This window comes from Streptococcus sp. 714 (assembly GCF_013277115.1).
Taxonomy (GTDB): Bacteria; Bacillota; Bacilli; order Lactobacillales; family Streptococcaceae; genus Streptococcus.
Genome location: NZ_VMMH01000024.1, coordinates 20,570 through 35,818, shown reverse-complemented (window position 1 = coordinate 35,818; position 15,249 = coordinate 20,570). Strand labels below are relative to the sequence as shown.

Here is a 15,249-nt window from a genome sequence, read left to right as displayed (position 1 = left end):
TTTTGGGGTGCAGTTCAAACTCTAGCTTTTTAATTTTGCCTCTTTCTCTTATTATATTTCAGCAGGTTGTTGACCATGAGTACGAATCCCATGTCAATTCTCACTTTACGTTTACCTCTCAGATGACATCTCTTATAACCAAGCAAACCTTTATCTGCCCAAAGACAGATTTCATATCAATCTTACGTTTAGCGAAAATTTATCTACCCTTGGAAGATAAAAGTGCCTGATATTCTTTAGTTTTTAAACACTGGTAACGTTCATTCATATACAGTCCCTTTTGAGGGGCTGATTTAGGTTCACAATTGCAGTCAACATTGATTTAAAGGATTTTTACTTTCTATCTCCTCTTTTTCATGATGTATTTTCGTACAGGTGCTTCAACTATTTGAACGATTTCAAATCCTTCTTTTTGGTAAAGATTCTTAGCTCTTTGATTTGCCTCGAAGACATTTAGAGAAATACTGTCTATGTCTCCATTTTCAAAGGCCAAAGTAACAAATTTCTTTAAAGCCTGGCTACCTAAGCCTTGCCCCTGTTTCTGGGGGTTGATAAAAAATCTTCCAATATGAAGATTGCTGTCTTCTAGCCTAATTTTCTGGATAAGCCCGACAAACTCTTGGCCTTCAAAGATTGAAAAGATTCCTTCCAAATCTTGCAAAACTTGAATTGTTAAGGGAAAAGGAATCCTTGGTCCCATCCATTGTTCTTGAAAGACTTTGCCAAGGGAATTGGACCATTGGCAGACGAGCTGAGCATTTTCTGTGCTCACATTTTCTTCAAAACGAATTGTCATCTTTGCCTCACCATCTTATCTATGTTTTTCCATTATACTACTTCTCCCATTTTTTACGAATAGATAAGTATGATTGATTTTTATTTTTTTCTTGTCGGGAGCATTCTCGCTTCCTTTCTTGGTTTGGTCATTGACCGTTTTCCAGAGCAATCCATTATCCAACCTGCTAGTCACTGCGATTCCTGTCAGACTCGCTTGCGCCCCTTAGATTTGATTCCGATTCTCTCACAGGTTTTTAATCACTTTCGCTGCCGCTACTGCAAGATTCGCTATCCATTCTGGTATGCCCTCTTTGAATTGGGCTTAGGACTCCTCTTTCTAGCTTGGTCTTGGGAATTACTTTCCTTGAACCAAGTCATCCTAATCACTGCTGGTTTGACCTTGGGCATCTACGACTTTCTCCATCAGGAGTATCCCTTACTGGTCTGGATGACTTTCCACCTAATCCTCATGGCTTCCTCTGGATGGAATCTGGTCATGGTCTTCTTCCTTGTCCTTGGAATTGTGGCTCATTTTATCGATATCCGCATGGGCGCAGGGGATTTTCTCTTTTTAGCTTCTTGTGCTCTCATCTTTAGTGTGACCGAATTACTGATCTTGATTCAGTTTGCTTCTGCAACGGGAATTCTTTCCTTTCTCCTACAAAAGAAAAAGGAAAGAATTCCTTTCGTGCCTTTCCTCTTACTCGCTGCTTGTGTAATTATTTTTGGTAAGCTACTGCTTGTTTGATAAAGTCCTGAATCGGCTCTCCTTGGTGGAGAGCTTTTACGATTTTCGAACCAACAATAACACCATCTGACACCGCATTGAAGCGTTCTACATCGGCTTGACTAGATACACCAAAACCTGTCAATACTGGAATGTCGGCCACTTGATGCAATTGTGCCAAGTGCTTATCCAAGTCTGCGCGGTAATTGCCAGCTTTCCCTGTCACCCCATTGATGGCAACCGCATAGACGAATCCTTCTGCCCCATCAATCAACTCTTTCTGGCGCTCAATCCCTGTCGTCAAACTAACTAGAGGAATCAAGGCGATGTCTGTGTCTGCTAAAAAGGGCTCCACAAAGTTGGCATGCTCATGAGGAAGGTCTGGAATAATCAAGCCCTTAACCGCTGTATCTGCCAAATCTTTGACAAAATTCTCCACACCGTACTGAAAGAGGGGGTTGAAGTAGGTCATAATGACCAGTGGAACCTCTGTTTCAATGGTTTTCAAGGTTTCAACCAAAGTCTGGGTAGAGGTCCCGTGGGCTAAACTGCGCAAGCCAGCTTCTTCGATAACAGGTCCATCTGCAACAGGGTCTGAAAAGGGAATGCCCACTTCAATAGCTGAAACACCCAAATCTTCTAAAAAGTGGATTGTTTCACCAAGACCATCCAAACCTTTTTCATGATCTCCAGCCATGATATAGGGAACAAAAATTCCTTTTCCAGTTGCTTTGATAGCGTTCAATTTTTCTGTTAGTGTCTTAGGCATGAGCTTCTCCCTTCTTTGCTGCATCTGCTTCCAAGCGGTCTTTGACTTGAACTACATCCTTGTCCCCACGACCTGATAGACAGACTATCATGGATTTGTCTGGTCCAAGTTCTTTGGCCAATTTCACCGCAAAGGCGATAGCATGACTAGATTCCAAGGCTGGGATAATCCCTTCCACACGAGACAAGAGTTGGAATCCCTCCAAGGCTTCTTCGTCTGTCACAGGAACATAGCTGGCACGTTTGATATCATGGTAGTGAGAATGTTCAGGACCGATACCAGGATAGTCCAAACCTGCTGAGATAGAGAAAGCTTCAAGAATTTGACCATGGGCATCTTGGAGCACATCCATAAGAGAACCATGGAGGACACCTGGGCGACCCTTGGTCAAGGTTGCTGCGTGGTGCTCTGTATCCACACCAAGTCCTGCTGCTTCAGCTCCATACATAGCTACAGACTCATCCTCTACAAATGGATGGAAGAGACCGATGGCATTAGATCCACCACCAACACAGGCTACTAGGGCATCTGGCAAATCTTGACCTGTCAAGTCACGGTACTGTTGTTTAGCCTCTCGACCAATAACGCTTTGGAAGTCACGAACGATTTCTGGGAATGGATGAGGCCCCAAGGCAGAACCAAGGATATAATGGGTATCATCGATATTTGCTACCCATGAACGAAGGGCCGCATTGACTGCATCCTTGAGCACCCGCGAACCGTCTGTCACTGCCTCAACCTTAGCTCCCAAAAGCTCCATACGGAACACATTGAGGGCTTGGCGTTTAACATCTTCCTCACCCATGTAGATAGTACATTCCATGTTAAAGAGGGCTGCAGCTGTTGCAGTTGCCACACCGTGTTGACCAGCACCTGTTTCAGCGATAATTTTCTTTTTACCCATGCGTTTGGCAAGCAAAACTTGTCCTAAGGCATTGTTAATCTTGTGGGCCCCTGTATGGTTGAGGTCTTCACGTTTAAGATAAATCTTGGCTCCGCCGATATGCTGGGTCAAGTTTTTTGCGTAGTAGAGGGGAGTTTCGCGTCCCACGTACTGACGCAAGAGTTGGTTCAATTCCTCTTGGAAACTTGGGTCTGCCTGACTTTCACGGTAGGCTTTCTCCAACTCCAAAACTGCTGTCATCAATGTTTCTGGGACAAAACGTCCTCCGAATTTTCCGTAAAATCCATCTTTATTTGGTTCTTGATATGCCATTCTTTACCCTCTCTATAAATCTTCTAATCTTTTCATGATCTTTTTGTCCATCTGTCTCCACTCCGCTCGATACATCTACTGCATAGGGAGTAAAGTGTTGAATTGCTTTTACTACATTGTCTTCATTAAGCCCACCTGCGATAAAGAAAGGCTGAGGTAATCCAGTCGTATCCAGTTGACCCCAATCAAAGGGCTGGCCACTTCCTGCCACAGGGGCATCAAAGAGTAGATAGTCTGCCTGAGAATTGGGTACATGACCCTCTCCATCCACCTGCACAGCCTGAATACTGTCACAAGGCAAATTCTCAAATAAATCATCCGCCACCTGACCGTGAACTTGAACCAAGTCCAAGCCAACTTTGTCAATGACTTCTAGCAGTTCTGCCCGACTTGGTGAAACAAATACACCAACCTTTTTGACATCTGCAGGAATAAGCTTTGCCAGCTCAGCAGCCTGATCCAAGGTCACCTGTCTTTTACTAGGTGCGAAGACAAAACCGATATAGTCGGCTCCTGCTGACACGGCTGTCTCCACCGCTTCTTTTGTCGATAGTCCACAAATTTTAACCTTTGTCAATCTGCAACTCCTTGATTCTCTGGGCCACATCTTCTGCCTGCATAAGAGCTGTCCCAACTAAAATTCCATTAAAGGATGGTGCTACTCGTTCTGCATCCTGCCCAATGAAAATAGCAGATTCAGAAATGTACAAGCAATCATCTTTGAAATGTTTAGCCAAATCTACACTGGTCTGCAAGTCAACTTCAAAGGTAGTCAAGTTGCGGTTATTAACCCCAATAATCTCCGCACCAAGTCTGTGAGCTACCTCTAGTTCAGCTAGATTGTGGGTTTCCACCAAGACTTCCAGACCAAGCTCTGTCGCGTAGTCATACAGTTCCTTGAGACGTTCTTCTGACAAGGCAGCCACAATGAGCAGGATGACTGTCGCACCAGCATTGCGAGCTCGAATGATTTGCTTTTCATCGATGATAAAGTCCTTGTTGAGCGTTGGAATCTGTACCTGACTGGAAATCTCCCGTAGATAATCCAAATGTCCTTTAAAGAAAACTTCATCTGTCAGAACAGAAATCATCACTGCTCCGTTTTCTTCATAAGTCTGGGCCTGTTGCACAATATTCACATCGAGATTGATATCTCCCAGACTAGGGCTAGCTTTCTTGACCTCAGCGATTACCTGTAAGCGGTCCTGATGATTCTTCAAAAATTCAGCCAAGCGATAGGTTTGACGCAGGGGCTGGATTTCCTCCAGCTCCATCTGCTCGACCTCACGCGCCTTCTGCTCCAAGATTCGAGCTAAAAATTCCTGACTCATTTTTGGTACTCCTGTAACAGTCTGAGTTTTTCAAGGGCCTTGCCGCTAGCAATGACTTGACGAGCCAAGGCAACTCCGTCCTTGATATTATCTACCTTACCATTAGCATAGAAACCAAGACCAGCATTTAAAACTGTCGTTTCCAAGAATGGACTTGGTTCATTTTTAAGAACGCTAAGCAAAATTTCTGCATTTTCCTGAGCATTCCCTCCACGAATATCTTCGATAGCGTAGCGTTCCATCCCTAGATCTTCTGGAGTAAAGCTTGACAAGTTGATTTCGCCATTCTCAAGAAGTGCAATCTTGGTTGTTCCATTCAAACCAGCTTCGTCCAATCCTTCTGGACCAGCAACCACGATAGCGCGTTTGCGACCCATATTTTTCAAAACCTGAGCTGTACTTTCTAGAAGTTCTGGACGACTAATACCAAGAAGCTGTGTTTCCAAAGCCATTGGGTGAATCAGGGGACCAGTCAAGTTCATAATCGTTGGAATTCCCAACTCCAAACGAGCTGGCATGATGTATTTCATAGCTGGGTGCATATTTTTAGCAAAGAGAAAGACGATGCCAGTTTTATCAAAGACCTTACCTAGTTCAGCTGGTTTGAGGTCTAGGTTGATGCCCAAGGCTTCTAGGACATCTGCAGAACCAGATTTAGAAGAAATCGAGCGGTTACCGTGTTTTGCCATGTGAACACCACCACCAGCCAAGACAAAGGTTGCAGTTGTCGAAATGTTAAAGCTGAAAGACTTATCCCCACCAGTACCACAGTTGTCCATGGCATCATGAATTTCAGTTGGAATATGTTGGGCATGCCCTCTCATGACTTGGGCAATGGCTGTGCGTTCTTCAGGTGTTTCCCCCTTCATCTTAAGAGCTAAGAGGAGAGAAGCAATCTGCGCCTCCGTTACACGCCCAGTTACGATACGCTCAATGACATCCGTCATTTCCACACCTGATAAATTTTCAAATTTTGCTAGTTTTTCAATAATCTCTTTCATCATAGTTTCCTCACTTTACAACCTTCTCAATAAAATTCCGAATAGAAGACAAGCCATCTGGCGTTCCAATGCTCTCTGGATGGTACTGGAAGCCATAAATTGGAAGTGTTTTGTGTTGAATCCCCATGATGGCTTGGTCATCAGTCGAACGAGCTGTCACTTCAAAGTCTTCTGGCATTTCTTCAATCAAGATACTGTGGTAACGCATGACCGCACGGCCATCCTCGATACCTTGATACAAAACAGATGGTGCTTCAAAGCTGATATTGCTCTGTTTCCCATGCATGACTTTTGGAGCCAAGCCTAACTTCCCACCAAAGACTTCTGCGATGGCTTGATGACCCAAACAAATTCCAAGAATCGGTTTCTTGCCAGCAAAATCACGAATCATGTCTTCCATCTTTCCAGCATCAACTGGCCAACCAGGACCAGGAGAAAAGACCAGACCATCTGCTTTTTCAGCTTCTTCATACAGCTTGGGATCATCATTTCTCACAACCTGAACTTCTGCAAAATTCCCAATGTATTGGGCCAAGTTATAGGTAAAAGAATCATAGTTGTCAATCAATAAAATCATGGTCTTAGTTCTCCAATTCTAGTCATAGATTTTGCTTTGTTAATGGTTTCTTGGTATTCGTTTTGGGCGATGGAATCGTAGACGATACCTGCCCCAGCCTGCACATAGGCTGTTTGATTTTTGAGAATCATAGTTCGGATGGCAATGGCGAAATCCATATCACCCGTCGCAGACAAGTAGCCGATTGCTCCTGCGTATACGCCCCGTTTTTCTGTTTCCAGTTCATAGATGCGTCTCATCGCGCGAATTTTTGGTGCTCCTGACACTGTTCCAGCTGGAAGTGTTGCTTTCAAGGCATCCATAGCAGTGAGTTCTGGAAGCAAACGCCCCTTGACCACGCTGGTCAAATGCATGACATAACGGAAAAGCTCCACTTCCATATACTTGGTAACTTGGACACTTGCCGTTTCAGAGATGCGACCAATATCATTACGACCCAAGTCTACTAACATCCGATGCTCTGCTGTTTCCTTCTCATCCGAAAGCAGGTCTGTCGCCAAGGCCTTGTCTTCTTCGTCCGTAGCGCCTCTTGGTCGCGTCCCCGCAATTGGATTGGTTGTCACGATGCCATTTTTGACAGAAACCAAACTTTCTGGACTGGCACCGATGATTTGATAATCCCCAAAATCATAGAAATAAAGGTAATTAGAAGGATTAGTCACGCGGAGATTTCTGTAGAAGTCAAATGGATTTCCAGTAACTTCTGCTGAAAAACGCTGACTGAGTACACATTGAAACATATCCCCGTTACGAATCAAGTCACGAGCGGTTTCCACCATTTCCTCAAACTTCTGAGGAGCGATATGCGGTTTGAAGTTTAACGGAGATAGATCCAAGTCTTCAAATTCATTTGGAGCAGGAATGCGTAATTCCTCAAGCACTTGGTTCAAGGCTTCTTCCAAGTCTTCTTGACTACGCTCACTATAGAGAGCATCCTCGATGACATGGATTTTTTCCTTCTTGTGGTCAAAGACCATGTAACTCTCATAAACGAAGAAATGAAGGTCTGGCGTTCCAATTGTATCTTCAGGAATTTGACCAATTTCTTCATAAAGCGAAATCATATCGTAACCAACAAAACCAATTGCCCCACCACCAAAAGGTAGATCTGAATGGTGCTGTCTCTTATGAGTCACTTCATAAAGGAAATCCAAGGGATCCTGATCAATCACTTGACCATTTTGATAAAGGACTCCATTTTCAAACTTAATCTCAAAAACTGGATTATAGGCTAAGATAGAAAAACGAGCTGTTTCCTTGTCTCTCGGAATACTTTCTAAAATAACCTTGTGTTGCCCCTTTAAGCGCATATAAGCCAAGATTGGTGATAAGACATCTCCATGAATGATTCGTTCCATTGTAATTTCCCTTTCAGTTCTACTTCTAGTCCATGGCGACTGTATGAAAAATCCCCACGCAAAACAACTTGCGTGAGGACGAAATTCGCGGTGCCACCTCAATTATAGGATTTCTCCTATCTCTCATTCCTGTCTCAGAAACCTCCTGTAACAGACTGTGCGATAAAGGGCACTCCCTTGAGAATTATGTTTTTTTCTCTTGTTTCAAATGGACCCAACCTTACAGCTTTCTCTGCTTGTTTCCAGCAACCACAAGCTCTCTGTGAGAGAAAAGACTGTAATTTTTCCATCTTTTATTTTTTAGCTTCTAGATAGTCTGCAATCGCAGCTACGTCCTTGTCTCCACGACCAGAGACATTGATGATGATAATGTCGTCTTTGCTTAGTTTCGGTGCACGTTTAACTGCTTCTGCGATAGCGTGCGAACTTTCAATCGCTGGGATAATTCCTTCAGTCTTGCTGAGAAGGAGGAGAGCCTGAACAGCTTCTTCATCCGTCGCAGCGACATATTCCACGCGACCTGAATCTTTAAAGTAGGCGTGTTCTGGGCCAACCCCTGGATAGTCCAATCCAGCTGAGATAGAGTAAACTGGAGCTAGCTCTCCATCTTCCTTAAAGACTGCATAAGTCTTCATGCCGTCGACAATTCCGATACTACCTTTTGTCATAGTAGCTGCGTGCTTGTCTGTATCAAGTCCGTGACCAGCAGCTTCAACCCCAACCAATTTAACTTCTTCATCAGCCACATACTGAGAAAAAGCACCGATGGCATTGGAACCACCACCTACACAAGCAATAACGTAGTCTGGTAAGCGTCCTTCTTTTTCTAAGATTTGACGGCGAGATTCTTCACTAATGACCTTTTGGAACTCATGAACAATGGTTGGATATGGGTGAGGTCCCACAGCAGATCCCAAAACGTAGAAGGCTTCCAAATCATTCATCCATGCTCCAAAGGCTGCATCAACAGCATCTTTGAGGGTACGAGTCCCTGTTTCAACTGCGTGAACAGTCGCTCCCATCATCTCCATACGGAAAACATTGAGACGTTGACGCTCCACATCCTCTGCCCCCATGTAGACATCACAGGCCATACCAAACTTGGCTGCAGCTGCCGCCGTCGCAACCCCGTGCTGACCAGCTCCTGTTTCTGCGATTACTCGTTTTTTGCCCATGCGTTTAGCAAGAAGAATCTGTCCTAAAACGTTGTTGAGCTTGTGAGAACCAAGGTGGTTAAGGTCTTCACGTTTGAGATAAATCTTAGCTCCACCTAGGTGCTCTGTCAAACTTTCTGCAAAATAGAGCGGTGTTTCGCGACCTGAATAATCCTTCAAGTAATGGCGAAATTCTGCCAAAAATTCTGGATCATCCTTGTACTTTTCAAATGTCACTTCCAATTCATCCAACAAAGCCTGAATCGGCTCCGGTACAAAACTACCACCAAATTGTCCAAAATAACCTTTAGTTGTCATAAAAATTTCCTCTTTCTGTATTTATTCGGCTTTTTGTTTGCTTTTAGTAGTAGGCAAGGAGCTGCAGATAGAACTTAAGTTCATCAAAGCGACTTAACGCCCTAATAAAAGAAAAACAAAATGACCGAAAGAAAAAAGCCCACACACAGAATTAAATTCCGTGTGAGGGCGTTGGTAACGCGGTGCCACCTCAATTATAAAGGGACTATCCCTTTACATCTCTGCCTTGTCTAACAACAAGTTGCACTGTAAGGTGTGCGCACCGAATTTTCATTGTTTCAAATTCATTTTTAAAATCAGCCCACTTTCACTACTTCCAACCACCTGTTCACAATCACCACAGGCTCCCTGAAGATCAAAAATAGTTACTTTTCTGATTTGTTGAACTTATTTTAATACTTTGTTTTTTCTTTGTCAAGACTTTTTTACAATTTTTTTGATGAAGCTAGTACTTTTTCAGAAACTGTTTTGAAAGTCTCAATGATATAGTCCACTTCTTCATCACTTAATTTAGTGTGAAGAGGGAGCGTAATTTCATTTTCAAAGAAGGCATAGGCCTTAGGATAATTCGCCATATCAAAGCCAAGATTCTTATAGGCTGTCAAGAGCGGAAGCGGTTTGTAGTGGACGTTACTTGCAATTCCTGCTTTAGCCAATTCTTGGATGATCAGATTGCGTTTTTCTAAGTTCGCTCCTTCTACATGAGTGATGTAGAGGTGGCGTGAAGATTCGACAGTTTCAGTCTTGTGTGCCAAAGGATGTATGCGAGAACCTGCAAAACCACGATCATAGCGGTCCACGATGTCCTTACGACGTTGCAACAAACTTGGATAGCGGTCCAATTGTACCAAACCAAGAGAAGCCATGATATCTGTCATATTGCACTTGTAGGCAGGAGTTACGATATCGTATTCCCATGAACCCAGCTGCATCTTAGCAAGAGCATCCTTAGTTTGACCGTGAAGAGAAAGGATTTGGAATTCCTTGTACATTTCTTCGTCATCAATCGCTGGATTGGATTTCCAAGTCGCACTTCCACCTTCGGCCGTTGTAAAGTTCTTAACGGCGTGGAAAGAGAAGGAAGTAAAGTCAGCGATGGAACCAGCTGGTTGTCCTTTATAAGTAGATCCCAAAGCATGGGCACTATCAGAGACTATCACAATACGGTTAAAGGCTTTTTGCCACTTGCTTGAAGCAACAAACAAGTCACGTTTGTTTTCCACAACTTGGAACAAACGGTCATAGTCACAAACAATCCCTGCAAGCTCTACTGGGATAATCACCTTAGTTTTCTCAGTGATAGCTTGCTCCAGCAGATCATAGTCCATCTCAAACGTATCTGCTTGGATATCCACCATGACTGGTGTTGCTCCCACATGAGTGATGACACTACATGAAGCTGTATAGGTCATGGCTGGAACGATGACTTCATCACCAGGCCCAACTTCCAAGACGCGCAAAACCAACTCAAGCGCGGCAGTCGCAGAGTTAAGACAGACAGTCTTAGGTGTCTGTGTGTATTGGGACAAGCGACGCTCCAGTTCTTTGGTCTTAGGACCTGTTGTGATCCAACCAGAACGAAGGGTGTCTGCTACTTCAGCAATTTCTGCTTCCGTAATATCGGGTGGTGAAAATGGAATATTGTAATTTGGCATTGATTTGCTCCTTTTATCTGTACTCATTTTCTCATGACTACTTTATTTTAGCACTTCAAACACGGTTTGAAACATGATTTTGATGTCTCCAAGGAAACTAAACTCTCGGAGATAGGTAAGATTATAGCGCATCTTTTCAGGGAGGACATGTTCAACATAGGCTTGGTCAACTGACAGGCCTTTTTCGGTCATTTGACTGATGATCGTATCCTCATCCTTGTAGTTGATGCTGGCTGGAGAGGTAATCCCTGCTGGCAAAAGCAAGGTTGCCATCATTTCAGGGCTATACTGCTCTGTGTAGCGTGGCACTTCAGGACGCGTCCCTACAAAGGACATTTCGCCTTTCAGGACATTGACCAGCTGAGGCAGTTCGTCCAAACGCACACGGCGGATAAAATTGCCAACCTTGGTAATGCGGCTATCGTTAGCAGAAGTCACCAGACTCCCTTTTTTATCCGCATCCGTCACCATGGTACGGAACTTCCAAATCTTGAAAGGTCGATTGTACTGGGTCACGCGCTCTTGCTTGTATATAACCGGCCCCTTGCTATCCAACTTGATCCAAATGCTCAAAATGAGAAAGATGGGAGAGGTCAGAACCAGTAAGACCAAGGCTAGAACCCAGTCCAAGCAACGCTTGAAAATCAGCGAACCCTTCCTTTTAGAGACAAGCTGGTAGTAAGACTCAACCTCGCTTGATTTCATTTCCACGGGCAAGTCTTCCCATTTCAGCATGCTGTTTCTCCTTTGTTTTTATTATACTATTTGTCAACATTTTTCATTATACCACAAAATGGAAAAGGCGGTGAAAGAAATCTGTAATTTGAAGGATTTCCTTCTGGTACTGAATGAAAATCAAAGAGTATTAGGACATGGCCCCTGCCTGCAAGCTATACATCTTGTGATAGGTTCCTCCCAAGGCCAAAAGTTCCTCATGAGTTCCACTTTCGATAATGCGCCCCTTGTCCAAAACATAGATACAGTTGGCGTCTTGGATAGTAGAAAGGCGGTGGGCGATGGCAATGGTTGTCCGCCCCTGTCTCATCTTAGCCAGAGAAGCTTGAACCAGACTTTCTGTTTCAGAGTCAATATTGGCTGTCGCTTCATCCAAAATCAGGATTTTAGGCTGACTGGCGACTGTTCTGGCAAAGGCAAGAAGCTGGCGCTGTCCAGTAGAAAAGCTCGAACCACGCTCGGAAACGGGTGCATCATAGCCTAAAGGAAGTTCTTGAATAAAGGAATCTGCATCCACGAAGGCTGCCGCAGCCTGGACCTGCTCATCACTGATCTCTTGGTACATGGCGATATTGGACTTAATAGTCCCATGATAGAGGAAGGGATCCTGCAAGACTAGACCGATATTTTTTCTCAACTCTTCCTGACTGTAGTTCCTGATATCCACATCATCCAAGAGAACTCGCCCTGACTGGAATTCATAAAAGCGCATGAGAACATTGATAATCGACGATTTCCCAGAACCTGTATGCCCCACAAAAGCAATGGTCTCACCCTTGTTAACGGAAAAGGAAATATCATCCAGAATCGGATGTTTGCCGTCATACGAGAAACACACATGTTCAAAGCGAATACTGCCCTCTTGGACTTTGGCTTGCCCATCATTCTGAAGGGGCTCATAGGTCCTCTCATCAATCAAGGCAAAGACACGGCCCGCAGACACCATGGACGTTTGAAGGGTCGAAAAGTTTTGCGTCACTTCAATCAGTGGATCAAAGAGACGATTGATATACTGGATAAAGGCATACATGGTCCCGGCCGTTATTCCCAGATAAAGTCCACGATAGCCAAAATAGGCCATTAAAACTGCATATCCTAGGAGTTTCAGTAAACTCATGGCAGGGCGCAAAAAGAGGGCATCCAAGGCTACAGAACGGTTGGCATAGACCAAGTGTTCTTGGTTGATTTCATCAAACTCTGACTGTAGGCGCTTCTCTTGATTAAAGGCCTGGATTATTCTGATTCCCTCGATATTTTCAGCCAGCTTGCTATTGATATCTGACAAGAGACTTCTGGTTTTCTCAATGATTTTCACTGATTTTTTCCGATAGAGATTGACCAAAAGGAAAATCAAGGGGAGAAAGAGCAAGACCAAAGCTGTCAAACGAAAATCCAACACCAACATGGTATAAAGGGTTGTCAGAAAGATGAAAACTGCTGAGATAAAGCTGGATAATATCCCCGAAAACATATCACTAATAGTCTCGGTGTCATTTGTCAAACGAGAGACGATAGAGCCTGCTGGCGTCTTGTCAAAATAAGACATGCCCAATTTCTCCATATTGTCAAAGGCATCCCGACGAATATCCCTAACAATACTGTAAGACACGCGCGCAAAGAGAAGATTGCCGACATACTGGACCAGAGTTTGTAGGATATAAAGGCCGTAATAGGCCAGCAAAACGGTCACAGCGAGTTGGTTGAAAGTGCTGAGATACTGGTCGATAAAGTGGGAAGCCACAAGGGGAATGACACTTTTAATGACCGTCGTCGCTAGGAGAAAACTGAGTGCCAAAAAGGTCAGGAGTCCATAGGGCTTGAGATAGGACATCAAGCGCTTCAATACAACCCATTGTTCTTGTTTATTCTGCATCTTCTTCTCCTTTCATTTCCAACTGCTGAGACTGGTAGGTTTGGGCATACCAGCCATCCAGGGCTAGCAAGTCTTCGTGCCTGCCTCGTTCGATGATTTGGCCATTTTGCAGGACTAAAATCAAATCTGCATGGACTACTGCACTCAGGCGATGAGCCGTAATAATGGTTGTCTTGTCCTTTCGTGTCTCCTTGAGGTTGTCGATAATCGCATACTCTGTCTTGGCATCCACGGCGGATAAGGAATCATCTAAAATCAAGATATCAGGGTCTAAAATCATAGCCCGACTCATGGCCAGACGTTGCTTTTGCCCACCAGAAAGACTGACTCCTTTTTCACCGATAACTGTATCAAATCCCTGAGGCATGGCTACAATATCTTGGTACACTTGAGCTAGCTTAGTCGCTTCCTCGACCGTTGAAAGGGACAAGTTAGGATTGCCAAAGCGGATATTGTCTAAGATAGAAGTCGCAAAGAGGAACTGGTCCTGAGGAACATAGCTCATAAGACTACGAAGATCTGTCAGACGATAGTCGCGAATATCATGACCATTTAGATAAATAGCTCCCTTATCCACATCGTATTCACGCAAGAGAAGCTTGATCAAAGACGTTTTCCCAGAGCCTGTCTGTCCGACCAAGCCTAGAGTTTGCCCTTTTTCTAAACTAAAGTGAATATCCGTCAGTGTCTCCTCATTTTCAAAGGCAAAACGATCAATGGCGTACTCCAAACGCCCATTTTCAATACCATCTAAAGGAAACTCTGGGTCTTGTACAGGTGATTCCTGAGACAAAAGTTCCTCAATCCGCTGGTAAGAAACCTTCCCTCGCTGAGTGATATTAAAGAGGAAACCGATAGCCATAAGAGGCCATACCAACATATCCAAGTAACTGATAAAGGTGACCAGATTTCCAACCGTGATCTGCCCCTCCTGAACCATCAAGGAACCAACCAAGAGGGTTAAAACATAGGAGGAACCAACAAACAAGAGAACCATGGGATCAAAGAGACTATCGTATTTCATGGTTTGGAGGTTCTTTTGGAAGGTCAATTCATTCACCGCCTGAAAAGACTTCAACTCGTCCGCCTGATAACCGAAAGACTTGGTCACTTTGATACCTGATACGGACTCCTGCACCTTGTTATTGAGTTCAGAAAAGGCAGCCTGTGTTTCACCAAAGGCCTTGTGAGTCTTTCTTCCCAAACGACTGGTCGCATAAGCCATGAAAGGCAAGGGAAGAATGGCAACTAAGGTCATTTGCCATGAGATGCTAAAGAGCATGGTCAGCAAGGTCACCAAAGCCGTGATAGAAGCATCAACTGCAGACATAACACCGCCCCCTGCCAGACGAGTCAAGGCATTGATATCGTTGGTTGCATGCGCCATAAGGTCCCCCGTCCGATAGGTCTGATAAAAGGCTGGAGACATTTTTGTGAAATGTTCAAATAAGCGAGAGCGCATAATCTGTCCCAAACGGTAGGAAGTCCCAAGGATATACATACGCCAAACATAGCGCAGATAGTACATCCCAAAGGCTGAAAGAAGCAAGTAAAATAGGGCAAGAAGGAGGTCCTGCTGGGTTAATTGCCCCGATGTGATGGCATCAATGACCCTCCCCATAACCATTGGGGGAATGAGGTTGAGGACGGAAACCAAGACCAGAGCCACAATCCCGACTAAATAACGGCGTTTTTCTAACTTGAAAAACCACCAAAGTTTTTGAATAATGGACATAACATCCCTTTCTGATTGCAAAT

The 15,249-nt window shown here is 44.1% G+C and carries 14 protein-coding genes and 1 other annotated feature; of the genes, 1 reads left to right on the top strand and 13 read right to left on the bottom strand.

Annotated elements, in window-relative coordinates; all coding sequences use genetic code 11:
• Positions 1-340: 340 nt before the first annotated feature.
• Positions 341-796 carry a GNAT family N-acetyltransferase gene (locus tag HT718_RS08365; RefSeq protein ID WP_173268173.1) on the bottom strand — a complete coding sequence of 152 codons (456 nt, stop codon included), beginning with the start codon at positions 794-796 and terminating at the stop codon, positions 341-343.
• 69 nt (positions 797-865) lie between these two features.
• On the opposite strand from HT718_RS08365, the gene HT718_RS08360 reads away from it, so the two are divergent.
• Positions 866-1,525: an A24 family peptidase gene (locus tag HT718_RS08360; protein WP_173268172.1), complete on the top strand. Its 660-nt coding sequence runs from the start codon at positions 866-868 to the stop codon at positions 1,523-1,525.
• Here the strand turns inward: HT718_RS08360 and trpA are convergent.
• The 12 genes from trpA to HT718_RS08300 all read right to left on the bottom strand — a co-directional run bounded on the left by trpA (position 1,497) and on the right by HT718_RS08300 (position 15,226).
• On the bottom strand, positions 1,497-2,273 hold the full coding sequence (trpA, locus tag HT718_RS08355) for a tryptophan synthase subunit alpha (RefSeq protein ID WP_173268171.1): 777 nt from the start codon (positions 2,271-2,273) through the stop codon (positions 1,497-1,499). The genes HT718_RS08360 and trpA overlap by 29 nt on opposite strands.
• Positions 2,266-3,489: a tryptophan synthase subunit beta gene (trpB, locus tag HT718_RS08350; RefSeq protein ID WP_000331265.1), complete on the bottom strand. Its 1,224-nt coding sequence runs from the start codon at positions 3,487-3,489 to the stop codon at positions 2,266-2,268. The genes trpA and trpB (HT718_RS08350) overlap by 8 nt, the downstream gene beginning before the upstream one ends.
• Positions 3,467-4,066 carry a phosphoribosylanthranilate isomerase gene (locus HT718_RS08345; protein WP_173268170.1) on the bottom strand — a complete coding sequence of 200 codons (600 nt, stop codon included), beginning with the start codon at positions 4,064-4,066 and terminating at the stop codon, positions 3,467-3,469. Before HT718_RS08345 ends, trpB (HT718_RS08350) begins: the two co-directional genes overlap by 23 nt.
• Complete coding sequence (gene trpC, locus HT718_RS08340; protein WP_173268169.1) at positions 4,053-4,820, bottom strand: indole-3-glycerol phosphate synthase TrpC; 768 nt, start codon at positions 4,818-4,820, stop codon at positions 4,053-4,055. The genes HT718_RS08345 and trpC overlap by 14 nt, the downstream gene beginning before the upstream one ends.
• A complete protein-coding gene (trpD, locus tag HT718_RS08335) occupies positions 4,817-5,821 on the bottom strand; it encodes an anthranilate phosphoribosyltransferase (RefSeq protein WP_173268168.1) in 1,005 nt (334 codons plus the stop codon). The genes trpC and trpD overlap by 4 nt, the downstream gene beginning before the upstream one ends.
• A gap of 10 nt (positions 5,822-5,831) precedes the next feature.
• On the bottom strand, positions 5,832-6,398 hold the full coding sequence (locus HT718_RS08330) for an aminodeoxychorismate/anthranilate synthase component II (RefSeq protein WP_173268167.1): 567 nt from the start codon (positions 6,396-6,398) through the stop codon (positions 5,832-5,834).
• Positions 6,395-7,756 carry an anthranilate synthase component I gene (gene trpE, locus HT718_RS08325; RefSeq protein WP_173268166.1) on the bottom strand — a complete coding sequence of 454 codons (1,362 nt, stop codon included), beginning with the start codon at positions 7,754-7,756 and terminating at the stop codon, positions 6,395-6,397. The genes HT718_RS08330 and trpE overlap by 4 nt, the downstream gene beginning before the upstream one ends.
• A 71-nt stretch (positions 7,757-7,827) precedes the next feature.
• Positions 7,828-8,059 (bottom strand) — a binding site (T-box leader).
• Positions 8,050-9,228, bottom strand: coding sequence for a tryptophan synthase subunit beta (trpB, locus tag HT718_RS08320; protein WP_033676443.1), 1,179 nt, complete (start codon positions 9,226-9,228; stop codon positions 8,050-8,052). (Overlaps the previous feature by 10 nt.)
• A 425-nt stretch (positions 9,229-9,653) precedes the next feature.
• The gene (locus HT718_RS08315; protein ID WP_173268165.1) at positions 9,654-10,883 is read right to left on the bottom strand and encodes a DegT/DnrJ/EryC1/StrS aminotransferase family protein; all 1,230 of its coding nucleotides are present in this window, start codon (positions 10,881-10,883) and stop codon (positions 9,654-9,656) included.
• 42 nt (positions 10,884-10,925) lie between these two features.
• Positions 10,926-11,618, bottom strand: coding sequence for a sugar transferase (locus tag HT718_RS08310; RefSeq protein WP_000922198.1), 693 nt, complete (start codon positions 11,616-11,618; stop codon positions 10,926-10,928).
• 130 nt (positions 11,619-11,748) lie between these two features.
• Entirely contained in the window at positions 11,749-13,491 is a 1,743-nt protein-coding gene (locus HT718_RS08305) for an ABC transporter ATP-binding protein (protein ID WP_173268164.1), read from the bottom strand.
• Positions 13,481-15,226 (bottom strand): ABC transporter transmembrane domain-containing protein, encoded by a 1,746-nt coding sequence (locus HT718_RS08300; RefSeq protein ID WP_173268163.1) that lies wholly within the window; start codon positions 15,224-15,226, stop codon positions 13,481-13,483. Before HT718_RS08300 ends, HT718_RS08305 begins: the two co-directional genes overlap by 11 nt.
• Positions 15,227-15,249 lie beyond the last annotated feature (23 nt).